We start from the raw sequence: 20,899 nt of genomic DNA on the forward strand, positions 1-20,899 counted from the left end.
GCCGTCACGGCGACGGGCGGCCTTTGTGCTGTCCACCAAAAGATCATGCGAACCGCTGGCCCGCCGAGCCGTCGCAGTTCTGGAGCCGCACGTTGTCCTTCGCCGAGGCGAGGGTCAGGCACAGGCCCGTCGAGGCGGACGGGCGCAGGGTGTCGCCCTGGCGGACGAACTGCTGGTTGGTGCCGCCGTGGCAGTTCCACAGGACGAGGGCCGTGCCCGCCTTGTAGGCGCTGCCGGGGACGTCCACGCAGCGGTCCTGGGTGAGTTCGGAGTGCAGGGACCGGCCGGCGGTGTCGTACCACCAGCCCTGGTTACGGGCCCCCGAGCAGTCCCACCCGATGACGGCCGTGTTGTTCGCGCTGCTTCCCCCCTTGGCGTCGGCGCACGTGCCGGTGCCCGCGTTCTTCAGTGGCCGGTACGCGTCGTCCCAGCCGCCCTGGTAGAGCTTGGGGGTGCCGGTGCTCGCCGAATCGGCGCAACCTGCTTCCCGGTAGCCGGAGTTGTAGAGCTGGGTGAGGCAGGAGGCGAAGGCGCCGTGGCCGCGCGCGTTCGGGTGGAAGGACTGGCGCACGGAGTTGGAGTCGGGCGGGAACGGGTTGGAGACGTCCACGTAGAGGCCGCGGGCCCAGGCGTCCTCCATGCACACCTCGTGGCCCTGGAAGAGCCGGGAGTTGTCGAGGTAGAAGGCGCCGGACTCCTCGGCGGCCTCGCGCATGCCGCGCTCGAAGGCGGGCACGGCGGCGTTGCGGCCCCAGGCGGCGTCGGAGTCGTAGCCGAGGCAGCCGCCGGGCAGCTTGCCGGGAAAGTTGGGGTTGTCGTGGATGTCGGGGCCGATGGGGCTGGGGTAACCCATGAGGACGAGCTTGTAGTCGCTGTCGGCGTAGCCCGCGCCGCGCATCACGGTCTTCAGGTCGGCGACGGTCGACTCGACCTTGGGCACGAGCCCGTCGACCCTGGCCTGCCAGCCCGGCGCGTACTTGGGCTCGCACGCGCCCTGGAGCGTGAGGTAGCGGGTCACGCAGTCGGTCATGACGGGACCGAACTGGAGATCGTCGTTGGCGCCCGCGACGAGCACGATCATCTTGATCTTCGTGTTGCGCGCCTTGACGGCGAGAGCGTCGCTCTGCACCAGCTCGTCGGCGTACTGCTTGCTGCCGCCGATGCGGATGTTTCCGGTGTACGCGCCCGAGCAGGAGACGTTGTACGTCTCGTCGGCCGGGATCCCGGTGCGGTGGATGGCGGAGTCGGGCGAACGGTGGCACCAGTTGTCCGGGCCGTTCGTGCCGGCCTCGTAGGTGCCGACGCCCTCACCCGAGATCTCACTGTCCCCGAGCGAGATGAGGGCGGTCCTGCGGTCGGCCAGGGGCCGTTCGGCCGGGTCCCCGTAGAGCTTGGTGGCCTCGGCGGCGCGGATCTTCTCGAGGTCGGGCGGGAGTGGGGTGGTGGCCGCGGCGGCGGGTACCGCGGACGCGGTCGGCGCGGTCAGGCCGACGAGTGCGGCGGCCGTCGCCGCGACAACGGCGACGGCGCATCTGATGCTGGGTCTGGTGCGGTGCAGGACGTTCATGACGCCTCCCCGGTTTGGGTGTTACCCGAGGTATTTACTGGCGGGTAAGAGACTTGGGAATAGCCAGAACACGACAAGTGCTCACGTTTTACGAGGGATACGGAGGGACGACGATGACGACGGCGATGGATGACGACGGCGGCGACGACAGCGGCCGGTACCGGATCGAGCACGACTCCATGGGCGAGGTACGGGTCCCCGCGGACGCCAAATGGCGGGCCCAGACCCAGCGGGCCGTGGAGAACTTCCCCATCTCCGGTCAGCGCCTGGAGCGCGCCCACATCGAGGCGCTCGCCCGCATCAAGGCGGCGGCGGCCCATGTGAACGCCGAGCTCGGGGTCGTGGACAAGGACATCGCGCAGGCCATCGCGGAGTCGGCCGGCGAGGTCGCCGACGGACGCTGGGACGACCAGTTCCCCGTGGACGTCTTCCAGACCGGCTCGGGCACGTCGTCCAACATGAACACCAACGAGGTGCTCGCGACCCTCGCGACGGAGCGCCTCGGCCGCGACGTCCACCCGAACGACCATGTGAACGCGTCCCAGTCGTCGAACGACGTCTTCCCCTCGTCGATCCACATCGCGGCCACCGCCGCCGTCACCCATGACCTGATCCCGGCGCTCTCCCATCTGCGGGCGGCCCTGGAACGCAAGGCGGAGGAGTTCGCCGACGTCGTGAAGTCGGGGCGTACGCACCTCATGGACGCGACGCCGGTGACGCTCGGGCAGGAGTTCGGCGGGTACGCGGCGCAGGTCGCTTACGGCATCGAACGTCTTCGGGCCTCGCTGCCGCGCCTGGCCGAACTGCCGCTCGGGGGAACGGCGGTGGGCACGGGGATCAACACGCCGCCCGGCTTCTCGGCCGCCGTCATCGCGGAGGTCGCGCGGACCACGGGCCTGCCGCTGACCGAGGCGCGCAACCACTTCGAGGCGCAGGGCGCGCGTGACGGCATCGTGGAGACCAGCGGGCAGCTGCGGACCATCGCCGTCGGCCTGACGAAGATCGCCAACGATCTGCGCTGGATGGCGTCGGGTCCCCGGACCGGACTGGCCGAGATCGGCCTGCCGGACCTCCAGCCGGGCTCGTCGATCATGCCGGGCAAGGTGAATCCGGTCATTCCCGAGGCGGTGCTCATGGTCGCCGCCCAGGTCACGGGGAACGACGCGGCGGTCGCCGCCGCGGGCGCCGCGGGGAACTTCGAGCTCAACGTCATGCTGCCGGTCATCGCCAGGAACGTCCTGGAGTCGATCAGGCTTCTCGCCAACGTCGCGCGTCTGCTCGCCGACCGGACCGTCGACGGCATCACCGCGAACCGCGAGCGCGCCCGCGAGTACGCCGAGTCGTCACCGTCCGTGGTGACCCCGCTGAACAAGTACATCGGCTACGAGGACGCGGCGAAGGTGGCCAAGAAGTCGCTGGCCGAGCGCAGGACGATCCGCGAGGTCGTCCTGGAAGGCGGCTACGTGGAGCGCGGCGATCTCACGGTCGAGCAGCTCGACGAGGCGTTGGATGTCCTGCGGATGACGCGCCCGTAACAGCGTTCGGCGACTGACCGAATTCGTGGCGTGCACCGCAGCGTCACGTGCCGGGGGCACCTAATATCTGTCCATGACGGACCGGACGAGCATTCTGGCGGGTGGGACCGACCGCGGCGTTGGGCGCTGGGCGCCCGGCAGCCGGATTCTGTGGCGTTACCGGACGAACGGCGGGGACGGCTTCCACATCTGCCGCCCCGTCACCGTGGTCGAGGACAGCGCCGAGCTGCTCGCCGTGTGGCTGGCACCCGGCACCGAGTGCGTGAAGCCGGTCCTGGCCGACGGCACACCGGTGCACGAGGAGCCGCTGGCCACCCGGTACACGAGGCCGCGCACCGTGCTGCGCGACCGGTGGTTCGGCACCGGTGTCCTGAAGCTGGCGCGCCCCGGCGAGCCCTGGTCGGTGTGGCTGTTCTGGGATCCGGGCTGGCAATTCAGGAACTGGTACGTGAACCTGGAGCAGCCGCAGGTGCGCTGGGCCGGCGGCGTGGACTCCGAGGACCACTTCCTCGACCTGTCGGTCTACGCGGACCGCACCTGGCGCTGGCACGACGAGGACGAGTTCGCGCAGGCGCAGATCGCGGGCCTGATGAGCGCGGCGCAGGCCGAATCCGTACGGAGAGCGGGGCGCGCCGCGGTCGAGGTGATCGAGGACTGGGGGCACCCGTTCCCCGACGGCTGGCAGCACTGGCGGCCCGATCCGTCGTGGCCGGTTCCCGCCCTTCCGGGTGACTGGGACCGTACGCCCGCGCATGTGTCCTCATGAGACCCTTGATGCGCCCCCGTGGTTCAAACGTAGGATCGTCCTCCGCAAGTGCACACAGGTACAACTCTTCGCGCTTGCAGCAGGTCTGACACGATGTCAACGAGGTCATCGAGGGGCGGCGGGACCGTGAGTCACGGCAGCGAGGGTTACGAGACGTACGGGAGCGGTCGCCGGACCCCGGCGCCGGACCGTACGGGCCAGGCCGAGGCCTTCGACGCGATCGGCGCCCGCTACGACGACGCCTTTCCGCACAAGGAAGGCCAGTTGGCCGCGGTGGACGCGCTGCTCGCGGGCCTCGCACCCGGCTCGCGCATACTCGAGGTGGGCTGCGGCACGGGAGTTCCGACGAGCCGTCAACTGGCGGACGCAGGACACTCGGTGGTCGGCGTGGACCTGTCGGCCGGCATGCTGGAGCTCGCCCGTAAGAACGTCCCCGAGGCCGAGTTCCATCAGCTGGACCTCGCGTCACTGCGACCCGAATCAGGCCAAGAACAGGGCGAGTTGGGCGAGTTCGACGCCGTCACCTGCTTCTTCACGCTGCTGATGCTGCCGCGCGCCGAGATCCCCGCGGCGCTGCGGCTGCTGTGTTCGATGCTCCGGCCCGGCGGGCTGCTCGCCCTGTCGATGGTCGAGGCCGATCTGGACGACGCCGAGATTCCGTTCCTGGGGCACACAATCCGGGTATCGGGTTTTCTGCGGGACGAGCTGCGCCAGGTCGTACGCGACGCGGGACTGGAGATCACCGGCGAGCACACGTACGCGTACGCTCCGGCAAGCACCGATGTACCACCCGAACACCAGCTGTTCTTCAACTGCCGGCGCGCCGGAAAGTGAAGCGGCACGTCGTTAGGCGCGCAGCCCAGGACGGACGGATTCGAAACGCGTGACGGAGCACCCCACCTCCCACGAGGGCCGCCGGCCGGCCGCCCGCCCCGCCGCCCCCGCGGACCCCCGCGGGGCCCTGAGGCGCGCCTCCGACGCGTTCCCCGCGCAGGGGCGCCCCGGAGCGACCGCGTCCGCCGACGACGCCGATCCCGCGCGCCGCGCGCCCGCGTCAGGTGCCTCCGCACCGCGCGGTGCCGCGCCCGAGCACTCCGGCGCGGCACCCGTACCCGAGCCACCGCGCCGTGAGAGCGGTGGCGGTGGGGTGCCCGGGCGGCGCAAGCCCGGTTCCGCTTCAGGCGCCGGTGGGAGCGCGCCCGAGCACGCCCTGTCGGACGCCGGACCGGACGATCCCCACCGGCCGAGGCCCGTGCCCGACCGGCGGAGCGGACAGCCGCGGCCGCCGGGGACACCCGTCCCGATGCGGCGGGACGGGGACCGGCTGCGCTTCGTGGGCGCCGCGACCCGGCGGATCGCCCGCGGGATAGATCTCGACGAGATCGTCATGGGCCTGTGCCGCGCCTCCGTGCCCACGTTCTCCGACGTGATCCTGGTGTATCTGCGGGACCCGCTGCCGGTCGGCGACGAGCGGCCCACCGGGCCCGTCGTGCTGCGGCTGCGCAGGACGGACCGGCTGCGCCTCATCGAGGAGGGCGCCGAGGACCCGGACACCGACGGCGGCGGACTCCTGACGATGGCGGCCGGCACCGCCCAGGGCGACCCCGTCACCGCCGAGCTGTGCGAGGTACGGACCGGGGGCGCGCTGGCCGAGGTACTGAGGGGCGTGCGGCCCGTGTTCGCGGACTCGCCCGCCGCCCTGGCCGCGCTGCCGGAGCTGCTCGGCGACGACCCGGACCTCGCCCTGCCCACCGGGCAGCGGGCGATCCTCGCGCCGCTGCGCGGGCGCCGCCGGGTGATCGGCGCGGTCGTCTTCCTGCGCCGCCCCGAGCGCCACGCGTTCGAGAACGACGACCTGCTGGTCGCGGGGCAGCTCGCCACGCACAGCGCGCTCGGCATCGACAAGGCCGTCCTGTACGGCCGCGAGGCGTACATCGCCGACGAGCTCCAGCGCACGATGCTGCCCGAGACGCTGCCGCGGCCGACGGGCGTGCGCCTCGCGTCCCGGTATCTGCCGGCCGCGGAGACCGCGCGCGTGGGCGGCGACTGGTACGACGCGATCCCGCTGCCCGGCAGCCGTGTCGCCTTGGTCGTGGGCGACGTCATGGGCCACTCCATGACGTCCGCCGCGATCATGGGCCAGCTGCGCACGACTGCGCAGACCCTCGCCGGTCTCGACCTGCCGCCGCAGGAGGTCCTGCACCATCTGGACGAGCAGGCCCAGCGCCTCGGCAGCGACCGCATGGCGACCTGCCTGTACGCGGTCTACGACCCGGTCTCGCACCGCATCACCATCGCCAACGCGGGCCACCCGCCGCCCGTACTGCTGCATCTGGGCGGCCGCGCCGAGGTGCTGCGGGTCCCGCCGGGTGCCCCGATCGGTGTCGGCGGCGTCGACTTCGAGGCGGTCGAGCTGGACGCCCCGGCGGGCGCGACGCTCCTCCTCTACACGGACGGTCTGGTCGAGTCGCGGCTGCGGGACGTGTGGACCGGGATAGAGCAGCTGCGGGAGCGGCTCGCCGCGACGGCCCAGCTGACGGGCCCCGACCATCCGCCGCCGCTCGAGGCGCTGTGCGACGAGGTCCTCGACATGCTCGGTCCGGGCGACCGGGACGACGACATCGCGCTGCTCGCGGCCCGGTTCGACGGGATCGCGCCGAGCGACGTCGCGTACTGGCTCCTGGAGCCCGAGGACGCGGCGCCGGGCCGGGCCCGCCGGCTGGCGCGCAGCGCGCTCGCCCGGTGGGGCCTGGAGGAGCTGACGGACTCGGTGGAGCTCCTTGTCAGCGAGGTCGTGACGAACGCCGTGCGGTACGCGTCCCGGCCCGTCACGCTGCGCCTGCTGCGGACCGATGTGCTGCGCTGCGAGGTCGGCGACGACGTGCCGCAGCTGCCGCGGCTGCGCCAGGCCCGCGCCACCGACGAGGGCGGGCGCGGCCTGTACCTGGTCAACAGGCTGGCGCGGCGCTGGGGTGCGACGCGGCTGAGCACCGGCAAGGTCGTGTGGTTCGAGCTGCCTCATGGCAACGGCACGGGATCGTCTGCCTGAACCTGCGCATACCTGCCTGAACCTGCACATATACGAGTGGGCCCGGAACCGTACGGTTCCGGGCCCACTCGCGTGCGTCACTGTCAGCCGGTCAGGCCGCGTGGCTTGTTGCTGCCCGAGTCGGCCGGTTTCTCCGGGACTCCGAAGGTCGGCGACGACGGATCGGTCGGGGGCGTGACGCCGCCTGACGGGTCGTCGGTCGGCGGCGTGGTCTCCGGGGTCGACTCCGGGGCGCTCGGGGTGTCCTCAGGGGTGGACTCCGGGGCGCTCGGCGTGTCCTCGGGGGTGGACTCCGGGGCGCTCGGGGTGTCCTGCGGGGTGGACGGCACCTCGATGGCCGCGCCCATGTCCGTGTCGAGGTCGAACTCGCTCGGCGAGCCCATCGCGTCGAACGTGTACGCCGCCCAGATCTCGGCCGGGAAGCCGCCGCCGTTGACGCGGCCGCCGCCTCCGGCGCCCTTCAGCGTGACGTGCGTACCGGCCTTGACCACCGTGCCGTCGGACTTCTTGATGTCCGTGGCCTGCTCGCCGAACAGGCCGACCGAGGTGACCAGCTTCGGCGTGTAGCCCGTGAACCAGGCCGACTTGTCCTCGTCGGACGTACCGGTCTTGCCCGCGACGTCCTGGCGGGAGTTGCGCACGGCGAAGCCCGTACCGTCGTCGACCACGCCGGTGAGCACCGAGGTGACCGAGTCGGCGGCGCCGCGGCTGATGACCTGGGTGCCGATCGGGTCGGGGAGCTCGACCGTGTGGTCCTTGTGCTCGGCGCTCTTGAGGATCGCCGGGGTGACCTTCTTGCCGTGGTTGTCGAGGGTCGCGTAGACGCCCGCCATCTCCATCGGGCTGGCGCCCATGGAGCCCAGGGTCTGCGCGGGTACGGCCTGCTGGTCCTTGACGTCCATGCCGAGCTCGCCGGCCGTCTTCATGACCTCGTCCATCCCGACGTCGACGCCCATCTGCGCGAAGACGGAGTTGATGGACTTGTTCATGGCCTTCTGGACGGTGGAGGGGCCGTAGTCGACGTCGTCCTCGTTCGGCGGGGCGAAGCCGACCTTGCTGCCGCCGTCGACGACGGGGCGCCTGCTCGTGCCGTCGTAGATCGTGTTCGCGGTGATCGGCTTGCCGGTCTGCGTCTGCGCCTGGTTCTCCAGGGCCGAGGCCAGAATGATCGGCTTGAACGTGGAGGCGGGCTGGTAGTCGCGCCGCATCGCATTGTTCGTCCAGTGCTTGGTGAGCCCCTCGCCGCCGTACATCGCGAGGACGCGGCCCGTCTTGGGGTCGACGGAGACGGCGCCGGCCTGCGCATTGGCGTCGGTCTTGCGGGACTTGGGGTTCAGCTTGCCGGTGAGCTTGGCCTTGACGGCCTTCTCCAGCTGGGCCTGCTTCTTCTTGTCGATGTTGAGCGTCATGGTCCAGCCGCCGTCGCTGACCATTTTCTCGGCGTCCTTCTCCGAGGAGCCCTGGGCGACGAGCTGCTGCTCCAGCGAGGCGTCGGCGGCCTTCACGAGATAGCCGGTCTGGCCTTCGAGGCCGGGCGCGGCCTTCGGCTTCTGCGGCACGGGGAACTTCATGCCGGCCCGCTCGCTCGCGGAGAGCCAGTGCTTCTCGACCATGTTGTCGAGCACGTAGTTCCAGCGCTGCTTCACCAGCTTCCTGCCGGTGTCGGAGGCGACGGCCCAGTCGTACTGGCTGGGGGCCTGGAGCAGCGCGGCGAGGTACGCGCCCTGCGCCACCTTCAGCTGGCTCGCGTCGACGCCGTAGTACGCCTGGGCGGCGGCCTGGATGCCCGAGGCGCCGCGGCCGTAGTAGCTGGTGTTGATGTACCCGGCGAGGATGTACTCCTTGGACTTCTGCCGGTCCACCTTCAGCGAGATGACGATTTCCTTCAGCTTGCGGCTGACCGTCTGGTCCTGCGTCAGGTAGTAGTTCTTCACGTACTGCTGCGTGATGGTCGAGCCACCCTGCTTGCCCTTGCCCGTGACGGTGTTGAGCACGCCGCGGGCGGTGCCGCGCAGGTCGACGCCCTTGTCTTCGTAGAACGACTTGTTCTCGGCGGCGACGAAGGTGTGCTGCACGCCCGTGGGCACCTCGGAGAGGTCGACGATCTCGCGGTTCACATCGCCGGTGCGGGCCATGACCGAGCCGTTGCTGTACTTGTAGACGTTGCTCTGCTTCTTCGCGAGGGCGTTGCCCTCGGGGACGTCGATCACCAGGTACAGCACGATGAACGCGCCCATGCCGAGCAGGCACAGGCCGAGGAACGTGCCGAGGATCTTCTTCCAGGTGAAAAAGCGGCGTATACCCGTCCGCCGGGTGGACGAGCCCCCGCGCTCCGCCCGGCGCGCGCCGCCGCGCTGCCGTGCTCGTCTCTCGTCCGCTCGACCCATGGCTCCCGGTACTCCGCTTCTCGTCGCTGACACGTCCGCGCGCACAGTGCGCACTTCACACTCATCGGTGCTGAATCAGCTCATGAAGCTAACACCGCACCTAAGGGCAAAAGGATGCCGATCCGGGCATTTCCGGACGTGACAATCAGCACCTGCCCCATGGGAACCGACGAGCGAGGGGCTCGGATGGTTGCGTGATTCTCGATCGTGTGAACCGGATCGCACCAGACGGTACGGGTTCGCGCGTCCTACGATGATGACCTCGGCACCAGTCCATGGGAGGCGCGAGATGACCGCAGCACCTGTCGAGCACACGTGCCCCGAGCCCCAGTCGGCCCCTCGTCCGCTGACGCTGCTCGAGCAGGCCGACAAGCTCACGGATCAGCTTCCTGGCTATCGGGTCGAGATCCTCGGAGGCGTGCTCACTGTGACCCCACCCCCTGACGGCGCCCACGCGAGGGCCCTGTCCCGCCTCAGGCGGCCGTTCGCCGGGGCCGGCCTGGACGGCGGCGAGACAGAGCTCCTTGAAGGCGTCGGCCTGTGGCTGCCGGACGGCCCCGAGGACTTCGCCGTTCCGGACCTCTGCGTCATCGACGCGGACTTCGAGGATCATCTGGTCGACCACAACTGCTATGACCCGGTGTCCTTCCGCCTCGTCCTCGAGGTGACCTCCGGCAACTACCACAACGACCTCCAGACCAAGGTCGTCGCCTACGGCAACGCGAAGGTCCCGGTCTACGTGATCGTCGACCGCAAGCACAACCGCCTGCACGTCCTGACCGAGCCCATCGAGAACGGATACGGCAGCCACCGCCTCCACGCTCCCGGCCAGCAGGTCACGCTCCCGGAATCCCTCGGCGCCGAGGTCACGCTCGACGTGACCGAGGTCCTCTCGGCGGCCGCCACGGTCACGCCACAGCACTGAGGGCCCCGAGATCGCCTCGGCCATGCTCCAGCGTCAGCAGGCGGGCGCCGTGGTCGCGGCGCGGCGGCTCATCGTGGACGGCGCGGTCAGCATGGTCGAGGACGCGCTCGCCCGGATCACGGAGCAGGACTTCGTGGCCCTCGACGAGGAGCGCAAGGCGGCCATGGTCAGCAATCTGCTCGTGGTCCTGTGCGGCGACCGCGCCGCCCAGCCGGTCCTGAACACGGGAACGCTCTACCAATAAGCCCCTGACGAGGCGCACGAGGCGCACGAGGAACCCCCACAGGGGCCCGCACGCCGGTCGCGGCCACAGCGCAAGCAGGTACTGCTGCGGCTCGACCCGCTCGTGTACGACGCGCTCGCGCGGTGGGCAGGGGACGACCTGCGCTCGACGAACGCGCAGATCGAGTTCCTGCTGCGGCGCGCTCTCGCGGAGGCCGGGCGGCTGCCCGGCTCGGCGGGGCCGCTGCCGCGGCGGGGGCGGCCGCCCAAGGGATCCACGGGGGGCGAGGCGGAGTGAACGGTCCGGGGCACGCGCCCCGGACCGTTCACGCTTTCCCCCGAAGTCCTCCCGGAACCCCACGCCCGACCAGCTATACACACTACGTATACCCGCTATGTATAGTGGCCGCCATGTCCATCGGTCACACCCTTCTGGGACTTCTCGAGTCGGGCCCACGGCACGGCTACGACCTCAAGCGCACCTTCGACGCCACCTTCGGGCACGACAAGCCGCTGCACTACGGACAGGTCTACTCGACCATGTCCCGGCTCCTGAAGAACGGCCTGGTCGAGGTCGACGGGATCGAGGCCGGCGGCGGCCCGGAACGCAAGCGCTACGCCATCACCGACGCCGGCATCACCGATGTCCAGCGCTGGCTCGCCACCCCCGAGGCGCCCGAGCCCTACCTCCAGTCCGTCCTCTACACCAAGGTCGTCCTCGCGCTGCTCACCGAGCGCGACGCCGCCACGGTCCTGGACACCCAGCGCGCCGAGCACCTGCGCATGATGCGCATCCTCACCGACCGCAAGCGCAAGGGCGACCTCGCCGACCAGCTCATCTGCGACCACGCCCTGTTCCACCTCGAAGCGGACCTGCGCTGGCTCGAACTCACCGCCGCCCGCCTGGACAAGCTCGCCGCGGAGGTGCGCAAGCCATGACCCCCGCCGGCTCCCTCCTGACCGCCCACGGTCTCCACAAGACCTACGGCGCCACCAAGGCCCTCGACGGCGCCGAGTTCTCCGTCCATCCCGGCGAGGTCGTCGCCGTCATGGGCCCCTCCGGCTCCGGCAAGTCGACCCTCCTGCACTGCCTCGCCGGCATCGTCACCCCCGACGAAGGCGACATCACCTACGCGGGACAGAACCTCGCCGCCCTGTCCGACGCCGCCCGCAGCGCCCTGCGCCGCAGCGACTTCGGCTTCGTCTTCCAGTTCGGCCAGCTCGTCCCCGAACTCACCTGCCTCGAGAACGTCGCCCTGCCCCTGCGCCTCAACGGCGCCAAGCGCAAGGCCGCCGAGGCCACCGCCCGAGCCTGGATGGAGCGCCTCGAGGTCGATGACCTCACCGGCCAGCGCCCCGGCGAGGTCTCCGGCGGCCAGGGCCAGCGCGTCGCCGTCGCCCGCGCCCTGGCCACCGGCCCCCGCGTCCTGTTCGCCGACGAACCCACCGGCGCCCTCGACTCTCTCAACGGCGAGCGCGTCATGGAGCTGCTCACCGAAGCCGCCCGCTCCACCCACGCCGCCGTCGTCCTCGTCACCCACGAAGCCCGCGTCGCCGCCTACTCGGACCGCGAGATCATCGTCCGCGACGGCAGGTCCCGCGACATGGAGCGCATCGCATGAGCGTGACGCGTACGAAGCCGCAGCCCGCGCCCGCGGTCACGGCGGAGGCCTCCGCGCCCACCGGCGTGCGCGCCTGGCTCCGCGATCTGGGCATGGGGATGCGCTTCGCGGCCGGCGGCGGGCGCGAGGGCTGGGTCCGCACGATCCTCACCGCCGTGGGCGTGGGACTCGGCGTCGCGCTGCTGCTCGGCGCCGCGTCCGTGCCGTATCTGACCGAGCACCGCAGCGACCGCTCCTCGGCGCGCGAGGCCGCGGACCGGATGACCCTGGCGGGCAAGATCAAGCGGTCCGACACGACCGTGCTGATGCGGGACACGTTCACGACGTTCCGCGACCGCTCGCTGGAGGGCAGGTTCGTACGCGCCGAGGGCGGCCGGCCCGTCCTGCCGCCCGGCCTCGGCAAGCTGCCCGGCGACCACGAGATGGTGGTCTCGCCCGCGCTGCGCGATCTCCTCGACGACCCCGGCGCGAGGCTCCTCAAGGAGCGCTTCCGCGACTACCGCGTCACCGGAACGATCGCCGACGCCGGCCTGGTCTCCCCGCGGGAGCTCTTCTACTACGCGGGATCCGACGCCCTCACGACCCGCGACGGCGGCTACCGGGCGGCGAGGTTCGGCTCCGACATGTCGGAGCCGCTGAACGCGCTCCTGATGGTGCTCGTCGTACTGATCTGCGTCGTGCTGCTCACGCCCGTGGCCGTGTTCATCGGTACGGCGGTGCGGTTCGGCGGCGACCGCCGCGACCGGCGCCTGGCCGCGCTGCGTCTGGTCGGCGCGGACACCAGGGCGGTGCGGCGGATCGCGGCGGGCGAGTCCCTGTTCGGGGCGCTGCTCGGCCTGGCCGTCGGCGCCGTGTTCTTCCTCGCCGTACGGCAACTGGTCGCCGTGGTCGACCTCGACAAGGTCAGCGCGTTCCCGTCCGACGTGCGGCCGGTGCCGGTGCTCGCCGCGCTGATCGTCGTGGCCGTGCCGCTCTCGGCGGTTCTCGTCACCGTCCTCTCGCTGCGCTCGGTGGCCATCGAGCCGCTCGGTGTCGTGCGCGGCGGCGTGCCGCGCAGGCGGCGCCTGTGGTGGCGGCTGCTCCTGCCCGTCGCGGGCATCGGGGTCCTCCTGGCCATCGGCCGGGTCAGCAGTACCGACCAGGACATCAACGCGTACGCCATCGCCACCGGCGCGACCCTGGCCCTGGTCGGCCTGAGCACGCTGCTTCCCTGGCTGCTCGAATCGGTCGTGGCCCGGCTGCGCGGTGGCCCGGTGCCGTGGCAACTGGCCACGCGGCGGCTCCAGTTGAGCAGCGGCACCGCGGCCCGCGCGGTCAGCGGCATCACCATCGCGGTGGCCGGCGCGATCGCCCTGCAGATGATGTTCGCGTCGATGCACGACGACTTCAACCGGGCGACCGGCCAGGACCCTCATCGCGCCCAGCTGACCGTGAGTTCCCTGGTCGGCGACGGCAGGCTCGCGCAGCGGATGATCGACGACTTCCGTGCCACGAAGGGCGTCCAGAGCGTCATCGGCACCGTGTCGACGTACGCCACGCGCCCCGGCCCGGTCCCGGAGGGCGAGATCCAGCCCACGACGACGATCAGCGTCGGCACCTGCGCGACCCTGCGCGAGCTGGCCCGCGTCGGCAGCTGCCGCGACGGCGACACGTTCGTCTCGCACACCGGGGACCGGAAGATGAACGACTGGGTCGACGAGTCGGCGCGCCCGGGCAAACCCGTCGACGTAGGGCCCGGCGACGGCAGGAAGTCGAGCCAGATCCTGTGGACGCTGCCCGCGGACGCCCGCACGGTCCGGGCGCGGCCCAGCCCGACGGGCGACAAGGTCGACGGCATCCTCGCCACCCCCGGCGCGATCGACAGCGCGAAGCTGACCGAGGCCACGACCACCGCCATGGTGCAGATCGACCCGAAGGTGCCGGACGCCGAGGAGTACACGCGCAACACCGCGGCCCATATCGATCCGATGCTCGACGTGATGTCGATCAAGGCGGCCAACCGCGACAAGCAGTACGCGAGCATCGCGCGGGGGCTGCAGATCGGCGCGGCCGCGACGATGGCCCTGATCGCGGCGTCCATGCTGGTCTCCACGCTGGAGCAACTGCGGGAGCGCAAGCGGCTGTTGGCGGCCCTGACCGCGTTCGGCACACGGCGCCGTTCGATGGCCTGGTCGGTCCTGTGGCAGACGGCGATCCCGGTCGCCCTCGGCCTCGGCCTGGCGATCGGGGGCGGGCTCGGCCTGGGCTACGTCATGACCCGCATGATCGACAAGCAGGTCACCGACTGGTGGGTGTTCGCGCCCCTGGCGGCGGGCGGCGCCGCGCTCGTCGCGGTGGTGACGCTCCTCAGCCTGCCACCGCTGTGGCGCATGATGCGGCCCGACGGCCTGCGCACCGAGTAACACGCCCTGCCAGTACGGGAGTTATCGCGCCCCCGAGGTCACAGCACCCGTACCGGCAGCGGCCGCACCGCCACACGCAGGGCCGCGGCCAGCTCCTCGTACTCCGCGCTGCGCGCGGCGCCCGTCCGCATGGCGAGGGCGATGCGGCGGGTCGGCGCCGGGTCCTCGAAGAACCCGGTGAGCAACTGGCTGCTGCGGCTGGTCTCCACGGCGAGCGCGGTGCGCGGCAGCAGCGTCACGCCGAGCCCGCCCGCGACGAGCTGGACCAGCGTGGACAGGCCGGCGGCCGTCGTGGTCACCGGGGCGTCCGCGCGGCCGGCCTCGCGACAGATGTCGAGCGCCTGGTCGCGCAGGCAGTGCCCCTCGTCGAGCAGCAGGAGCCGCAGCTCGCGCAGCGCCTCGCGCGGGATGCCCTCCCGGCCCCCGAGCCAGTGGTCGAGCGGCGTGACGAGCACGAAGTCCTCGTCGAACAGGGGCAGTTCGGTGACGCCGGGCATGCCGAGCGGCACGGCGAGCAGCAGCAGATCGAGCCGCCCGGCCGCGAGCCCTTCCAGCAGGGACGACGTCTGCTCCTCGTGGACCTGGAGGTCCAGGTCCGGGTACTTCTCGTGGACGAGGCGCAGGACCGCCGGCAGGAGGTAGGGCGCCACGGTGGGGATGACGCCGAGCCGGAGCGCTCCCGTGAACGGCGCCCGCACCGCCTCGGCCTCCTCCATCAGCGCGCCCACCTCGTCGAGCACGGCCTTCGCGCGCACCGCGAGACGCTCACCCGCGGGCGAGAGCAGCACCTTGCGGGTCGTGCGTTCGAGCAGGGTCACGCCGAGGGACTCCTCCAGGGCGGACACGGCGCCGGAGAGCGCGGGCTGGCTCATGCCGATCGCAGCGGCCGCGTCCCGGAAGTGCAGATGCTCCGCGACGGCGGCGAAGGCCCGCAACTGCGCGAGGCTCGGCTGTCGCCGCTTGATGCCGGCCACGGTCACTCCCCTTTACCTACGGCTACTGATAGCTGGTTCCGATCAACACAACCGAGTCTAGCTATTTCCGTAATCAATGCACCCTGTGCCACGATCGTGGCCAGTCCAACCCCCTTGGAAAGCCCCCCAAAAAGGGCCCCTCCATGCTGCAAGGAGTAGTGCGTGCTCACTGTCGGTGACAAGTTCCCCCAGTTCGATCTGACTGCCTGTGTCTCCCTGGAGAAGGGCAAGGAGTTCGAGCAGATCGACCACAAGACCTACGAGGGCAAGTGGAAGATCGTCTTCGCGTGGCCCAAGGACTTCACCTTCGTGTGCCCGACCGAGATCGCCGCGTTCGGCAAGCTGAACGACGAGTTCGCCGACCGTGACGCCCAGATCCTCGGCTTCTCCGGCGACTCCGAGTTCGTGCACCACGCCTGGCGCAAGGACCACCCGGACCTGACCGACCTGCCCTTCCCGATGCTCGCCGACTCGAAGCATGAGCTCATGCGCGACCTCGGCATCGAGGGCGAGGACGGCTTCGCGCAGCGCGCCGTCTTCATCGTCGACCAGAACAACGAGATCCAGTTCACGATGGTGACCGCCGGTTCCGTGGGCCGTAACCCCAAGGAGGTCCTGCGGGTCCTCGACGCCCTGCAGACCGACGAGCTGTGCCCGTGCAACTGGACCAAGGGCGAGAACACCCTCGACCCGGTCGCGCTCCTGTCGGGCGAGTGATCTGACATGGCTCTCGACGAACTCAAGTCCGCCGTCCCGGACTACGCCAAGGACCTGCGCCTGAACCTCGGCTCGGTCATCGGCAACTCCGACCTGCCGCAGCAGCAGCTGTGGGGCACCGTGCTCGCCTGCGCAATCGCGTCCCGCTCCCCGCGCGTCCTGCGCGAGCTGGAGCCGGAGGCGAAGGCGAACCTGTCGCCGGAGGCGTACACGGCCGCCAAGTCGGCCGCCGCCGTCATGGCGATGAACAACGTCTTCTACCGCACGCGCCACCTGCTCTCCGACCCGGAGTACGGGACGCTGCGCGCCGGCCTGCGGATGAACGTCATCGGCAACCCGGGGGTCGAGAAGGTCGACTTCGAGCTGTGGTCCCTCGCGGTCTCCGCGATCAACGGCTGCGGCCAGTGCCTCGACTCGCACGAGCAGGTGCTGCGCAAGGCGGGCGTCGACCGCGAGACGATCCAGGAAGCGTTCAAGATCGCCGCGGTCGTCCAGGCCGTGGGCGTCACCCTGGACTCCGAGGATGTCCTGTCCTGACGGACGGATCACCCCGGTATCCGCACACGAGAACGCCGGGCGGGCTGAAGGAAATTCAGCCCGCCCGGCGTTCTCGTGTGTCCGGACGAAAGGCCCTAGGTCTTCCCGGCCGTCGGATCGACGGGCGCCACGTCGATGATCGTCGCCCCGTGCGGCGAAGGCGCCTGCCGTAGCGCCGCCTCTCGCGAGTGCGCGCGCAGATAGCCGACGACCGTGTTCGTGACGGCCACGAGCGGCACCGCCACCACCGCACCGCCGATCCCGTTCACCAGGCCCCCGGCCGCGACGGAGAGCACCACCGCGAGCGGATGCACCCGCACGGCGCGGCCCAGGATGAACGGCTGGAGGATGTGGCCCTCGATCTGCTGCACGGCCAGTACCACCGCGAGCGTCATGACGGCCGTGAAGACGCCCTGGGTCACCAGGGCCACCACCACCGCGAGCGCCCCCGAAATCACCGCGCCCACCAGCGGGATGAACGCGAACAGGAAGATGAAGACGGCGAGCGGCACCGCCATCGGGACGCCGAGGAAGAAGATGCCGAGCCCGATGAAGATCGCGTCGATCAGGGCGACTATCACCGTGCCGCGCACGTACGCGGTGAGCGTGCGCCACGCGCGGGGGCCCGCACCCGAGATGCCCGGACGGGCCTGCGCCGGGACGAGCCTGGTGGTCCACTCCCAGATGCGCCGGCCGTCGTAGAGCAGGAACAGCGTCGAGAACATCGTGAGCAGGATGCCGGTGAGGGCCTCGACGATGACGGTCACGCCTTCGAGGCCGGCGGACGTGATCTGGTCGGTGTTGGCGCCGACCGCGTCGCGCAGGGACTTGGCGATGTCGTTGATCTGACTCTCGGTCACATGGAACGGGCTGTTGAGGAGCCATCTGCGCAGCTCGTCGATGCCGTCCTGGATCTGGTCCGAGAGGTTGTCGATGTTCTCCTGGACCTGCCATACGACGAACCAGCCGACGAGTCCCATGATGACGAAGCCGAGGATCGCGGTGAGTGCGGTGGCCAGGCCCCGCGGCACACCGTGCCTCCTCAGGCGGGCCACGGTCGGCTGGAGGAGCGCGGTGATGAGCATCGCGGCGACGAACGCGTACACGACCAGCTGCACGGCGCTGATGACCTTCATCAGGACCCAGAGGGTGCCCGCGAGGACGAGCAGCCGCCAGCCGGCCTCGGCCGCGACCCGCATCCCCCACGGCACGGCCGCGACGGGGTCGGGCCGGGCCGCTATCGCGGGCGCGTACGCGGGCGGCGGGGGTACGTGGTCGCCGCCGCCGTTCTCCGGCCGGGTGACGGGCACTTGGGACGCTTCGGCGGCCATGTGCGCGGGTGCCCGAGCGGCATCAGAGGCGTGCGGGGCGGAGTCCTGGGCGGAGTCGTCCCCGCCGTCGTCACGCTCGGCCTCGGCGCGGCGTTCGTCCAACCGCTCCCCCATCCGGCTCAGCTCGTGGCCGAGCCGGCCGAGCCATCCTGGAACTCGCGACATGATCCGCCCTCTTCCCCCGTGCTCTCTCACCACTCCCCCGGGAGTCGTCGGCTCCGACCGTACATGCCCGAAGCCCCTCACCGTAGGACGGCGAGGGGCTCAGGAAGGTTGACGGGCCCAGGGCCCGTCACGAAGCTGTACCCGCTTCTAGTACCAGTGGTTGGCCTGCCAGAAGGTCCAGGCCTCACACGGGCTGCCGTAGCGGCTGTCCATGTAGTTGAGGCCCCACTTGATCTGGGTGGCCGGGTTGGTCTGCCAGTCGGCGCCCGCGGTGGAGTACTTGGACGCGGGCAGCGCCTGGAAGAGACCGTAGGCACCGGAGGAGGCGTTGGTCGCCCGGTAGTTCCAGCTGGACTCGTGGTCCACGATGTTGCTGAAGCACTGGAACTGCCCGGCGGGCACCATCTGACGCGCCATCGCCTGGATCTGCGACGCCGAGTAAGAGGCCTGCGTGGCGAAGCTGGAGGCGTCGCGGGTGGCCGAGCGGCTGGCGACCTTCTTGGCCTCCGCGCGCTCCTTGGCCTCCTTCTCCGCCTTCTCCTTGGCGTCGGCGGCGGCCTTCTGCTTGGCGACGGCGTCCTCGGCGGCCTTCTTACGGGCTGCTTCCTCCGCCGACTTCTGAGCGGCGTTGTCCGCGGCGATGGCCTGCGTCTCCGCCTGCTGCGTCAGAGAGGCGGTCTGCACCTGGGCCTGCTGGCCCGCGGGTATGTCGGCGAGGAGGGTCGCGTCGCTCGCCGTGGCCTCAGCCTCGTTGGTGGAGGGCTGAGCGGTGCTGCCCGAGGCAACACCCACGACTGCGCCGACTGTGGTGACCGCGGTGGCCGAAGCCACTGCGAATCCCCGGACCGAAATCCGGCTCACACGGTTTCCTTCCAGCATCGCCCGCTGTAGGTGACCCTCGCGGACGCAATCGTGCCCCTGGCGCTGGCCTCCCAACTGCGGGGTCACGGGAGACACGGGCCCGGTGGGCAACTCCCGCTACGGGAGCGCCGCGTGGTGCTCGGGCGGCATACGACGGCCTCTGTGAAGTTCTGGTGTTCGTGGTGCTCTTCATGCTGTGGATGCACAAGTGTCGTATGCGGGGCCTGACAGGACTGAGACTCTGCCGGACGCGGTTGCCTCAAGGCAATTCTCATCCAAGTGGGAAAGCTCACACCTCGTTTGCCCCAGCGGTTTCACGGAAACAAGCGCACGGCACAACGCCGCCCGGCTAAGCTCCTGCGCTTCGCCGGGCGGCGCCAACTACCGGGTAACCCCTACAAGACGGGGCGCTTCACACGCTCTCTCCTCACAAGGGGCCGTCCTCCAGCATCTCGGTGACCAGGGCGGCGATCTGTGAACGCTCCGACCGCGTGAGTGTGACGTGCGCGAACAGCGGGTGTCCCTTCAGCTTTTCGACGACGGCGACCACGCCGTCGTACCGGCCGACCCGGAGGTTGTCGCGCTGCGCCACGTCGTGCGTGAGCACAACCCGTGAATTCGCCCCGATCCTCGACAGAACGGTCAAAAGGACGTTCCGTTCGAGGGATTGGGCCTCGTCCACGATCACGAACGCGTCGTGCAGGGAGCGGCCGCGGATGTGGGTCAGGGGCAGGACCTCCAGCATCCCCCGCGCGGTGACCTCCTCGATGACGGCCTTGCCGGCGACGGACCCGAGCGTGTCGAAGACCGCCTGCGCCCACGGCCCCATCTTCTCGGCCTCGGTGCCGGGCAGATAGCCGAGCTCCTGGCCGCCCACCGCGTACAGCGGACGGAAGACCATCACCTTCTGGTGCTGGCGCCGTTCGAGCACCGCTTCGAGGCCAGCGCAGAGCGCGAGCGCCGACTTGCCGGTGCCGGCCCGGCCGCCCATCGACAGGATCCCGATGTCCGGGTCGAGGAGCAGATCGAGCGCGATGCGCTGCTCGGCGCTGCGTCCCTTGATGCCGAACGCCTCACGGTCGCCACGCACCAGACGGACGTTGCCCTCGGCCGTGATCCTGCCGAGCGCCTTGCCGCGCTCGGACTGGATGGTGAGGCCGGTGTGGACGGGCAGCTCCGCCGCCTCCGGTACGTACAGGCTCTCCTCCTCGAAGAGGAGGTCCACCTGCTCACCGGAGAGCCGCAGCTCGGACATCCCGGTCCAGCCGGAGTCCGTGATGGCGAGCTCGGCGCGGTACTCCTCGGCGAGCAGGCCGACCGACGACGCCTTGATGCGCAGCGGCAGGTCCTTGGAGACGACGGTGACGTCGTACCCCTCGGCCTGGAGGTTGCGGGCGACGGCGAGGATGCGGGAGTCGTTGTCCCCCAGGCGGTAACCCGCCGGGAGAACGCCCGGATCCGAGTGGTTGAGCTCGACGCGCAGGGTCCCGCCCAGATCACCGATGGGGATCGGGGCGTCCAGGCGTCCGTGGCGGATACGGAAGTCGTCGAGCAGGCGCAGGGCCTGCCGGGCGAAGTATCCGAGCTCCGGATGGTGCCGCTTGGCCTCCAGTTCCGTGACCACGACGATCGGGAGCACCACTTCGTGCTCGTCGAACCTGGTCAGGGCGTTCGGGTCGGCCAGCAGGACGCTGGTGTCGAGAACATAAGTGCGCCGGTCGGGCTGGCGCTTGTTGCTGGTCACCACGGAAGGACGTACCCCCTCGGATGAGGTCGGGGAGCGACAGAGGGATCCCGGGCCGGGCGGGGCGGGTCGTACCCGCCGGTCGACGGCCGCGA

General features: G+C 70.6%; 17 protein-coding genes and 1 pseudogene. 12 read left to right on the forward strand and 6 right to left on the reverse strand.

From position 1 onward, the window contains the following. Positions 1-43: 43 nt before the first annotated feature. On the reverse strand, positions 44-1,558 hold the full coding sequence (locus OG456_RS13440) for a ricin-type beta-trefoil lectin domain protein (protein ID WP_266569201.1): 1,515 nt from the start codon (positions 1,556-1,558) through the stop codon (positions 44-46). 122 nt (positions 1,559-1,680) lie between these two features. Here OG456_RS13440 and OG456_RS13445 point away from each other — a divergent pair, with 122 nt between their 5' ends. From OG456_RS13445 to OG456_RS13460, 4 genes are all read left to right on the forward strand, one after another. Continuing rightward, complete coding sequence (locus OG456_RS13445; protein WP_323136325.1) at positions 1,681-3,102, forward strand: class II fumarate hydratase; 1,422 nt, start codon at positions 1,681-1,683, stop codon at positions 3,100-3,102. A gap of 73 nt (positions 3,103-3,175) precedes the next feature. Next, entirely contained in the window at positions 3,176-3,868 is a 693-nt protein-coding gene (locus OG456_RS13450) for a DUF402 domain-containing protein (protein WP_266560615.1), read from the forward strand. Between the two features lie 93 nt (positions 3,869-3,961). Further along, the gene (locus OG456_RS13455; RefSeq protein ID WP_266560617.1) at positions 3,962-4,702 is read left to right on the forward strand and encodes a class I SAM-dependent methyltransferase; all 741 of its coding nucleotides are present in this window, start codon (positions 3,962-3,964) and stop codon (positions 4,700-4,702) included. Between the two features lie 49 nt (positions 4,703-4,751). Next, a complete protein-coding gene (locus OG456_RS13460) occupies positions 4,752-6,917 on the forward strand; it encodes a SpoIIE family protein phosphatase (protein ID WP_266560619.1) in 2,166 nt (721 codons plus the stop codon). Between the two features lie 83 nt (positions 6,918-7,000). On the opposite strand, the gene OG456_RS13465 is transcribed toward OG456_RS13460, so the two are convergent. Further along, positions 7,001-9,304 (reverse strand): transglycosylase domain-containing protein, encoded by a 2,304-nt coding sequence (locus OG456_RS13465; protein ID WP_266560621.1) that lies wholly within the window; start codon positions 9,302-9,304, stop codon positions 7,001-7,003. Between the two features lie 289 nt (positions 9,305-9,593). On the opposite strand from OG456_RS13465, the gene OG456_RS13470 reads away from it, so the two are divergent. From OG456_RS13470 to OG456_RS13495, 6 genes and pseudogenes are all read left to right on the forward strand, one after another. Further along, complete coding sequence (locus tag OG456_RS13470; protein WP_266560623.1) at positions 9,594-10,229, forward strand: Uma2 family endonuclease; 636 nt, start codon at positions 9,594-9,596, stop codon at positions 10,227-10,229. A gap of 4 nt (positions 10,230-10,233) precedes the next feature. Next, positions 10,234-10,473 (forward strand): annotated as a pseudogene (locus tag OG456_RS13475) (SPFH domain-containing protein); the annotation flags it as partial. An 81-nt stretch (positions 10,474-10,554) separates the two neighbouring features. After that, the gene (locus tag OG456_RS13480) at positions 10,555-10,749 is read left to right on the forward strand and encodes a hypothetical protein (protein ID WP_266569205.1); all 195 of its coding nucleotides are present in this window, start codon (positions 10,555-10,557) and stop codon (positions 10,747-10,749) included. 113 nt (positions 10,750-10,862) lie between these two features. Beyond that, the gene (locus OG456_RS13485) at positions 10,863-11,390 is read left to right on the forward strand and encodes a PadR family transcriptional regulator (RefSeq protein WP_266560625.1); all 528 of its coding nucleotides are present in this window, start codon (positions 10,863-10,865) and stop codon (positions 11,388-11,390) included. After that, positions 11,387-12,073, forward strand: a complete 687-nt coding sequence (locus OG456_RS13490) for an ABC transporter ATP-binding protein (RefSeq protein WP_266560627.1) — start codon at positions 11,387-11,389, stop codon at positions 12,071-12,073. Before OG456_RS13485 ends, OG456_RS13490 begins: the two co-directional genes overlap by 4 nt. After that, positions 12,070-14,475 (forward strand): FtsX-like permease family protein, encoded by a 2,406-nt coding sequence (locus OG456_RS13495; protein WP_266560629.1) that lies wholly within the window; start codon positions 12,070-12,072, stop codon positions 14,473-14,475. Before OG456_RS13490 ends, OG456_RS13495 begins: the two co-directional genes overlap by 4 nt. Positions 14,476-14,513: 38 nt before the next feature. On the opposite strand, the gene OG456_RS13500 is transcribed toward OG456_RS13495, so the two are convergent. Continuing rightward, a complete protein-coding gene (locus tag OG456_RS13500) occupies positions 14,514-15,449 on the reverse strand; it encodes a LysR substrate-binding domain-containing protein (RefSeq protein WP_266560631.1) in 936 nt (311 codons plus the stop codon). Positions 15,450-15,611: 162 nt separating this feature from the next. On the opposite strand from OG456_RS13500, the gene OG456_RS13505 reads away from it, so the two are divergent. Together OG456_RS13505 and OG456_RS13510 are read left to right on the forward strand one after the other, a co-directional pair. Next, positions 15,612-16,166 carry a peroxiredoxin gene (locus OG456_RS13505; RefSeq protein ID WP_100598182.1) on the forward strand — a complete coding sequence of 185 codons (555 nt, stop codon included), beginning with the start codon at positions 15,612-15,614 and terminating at the stop codon, positions 16,164-16,166. Positions 16,167-16,172: 6 nt separating this feature from the next. Continuing rightward, a complete protein-coding gene (locus tag OG456_RS13510; RefSeq protein WP_227297019.1) occupies positions 16,173-16,703 on the forward strand; it encodes an alkyl hydroperoxide reductase in 531 nt (176 codons plus the stop codon). 95 nt (positions 16,704-16,798) lie between these two features. Here the strand turns inward: OG456_RS13510 and OG456_RS13515 are convergent, their stop codons facing one another. The 3 genes from OG456_RS13515 to OG456_RS13525 form a co-directional block, all read right to left on the reverse strand. Then, positions 16,799-18,199, reverse strand: a complete 1,401-nt coding sequence (locus OG456_RS13515; RefSeq protein ID WP_266560641.1) for an AI-2E family transporter — start codon at positions 18,197-18,199, stop codon at positions 16,799-16,801. Positions 18,200-18,346: 147 nt separating this feature from the next. Further along, a complete protein-coding gene (locus OG456_RS13520) occupies positions 18,347-19,078 on the reverse strand; it encodes a lytic transglycosylase domain-containing protein (RefSeq protein WP_266560643.1) in 732 nt (243 codons plus the stop codon). 409 nt (positions 19,079-19,487) lie between these two features. Continuing rightward, positions 19,488-20,807: a PhoH family protein gene (locus OG456_RS13525; protein WP_100598186.1), complete on the reverse strand. Its 1,320-nt coding sequence runs from the start codon at positions 20,805-20,807 to the stop codon at positions 19,488-19,490. Between the last annotated feature and the right edge of the window lie 92 nt (positions 20,808-20,899).

Source organism: Streptomyces sp. NBC_01446, assembly GCF_026340095.1.
GTDB lineage: Bacteria > Actinomycetota > Actinomycetes > Streptomycetales > Streptomycetaceae > Streptomyces > Streptomyces aureus.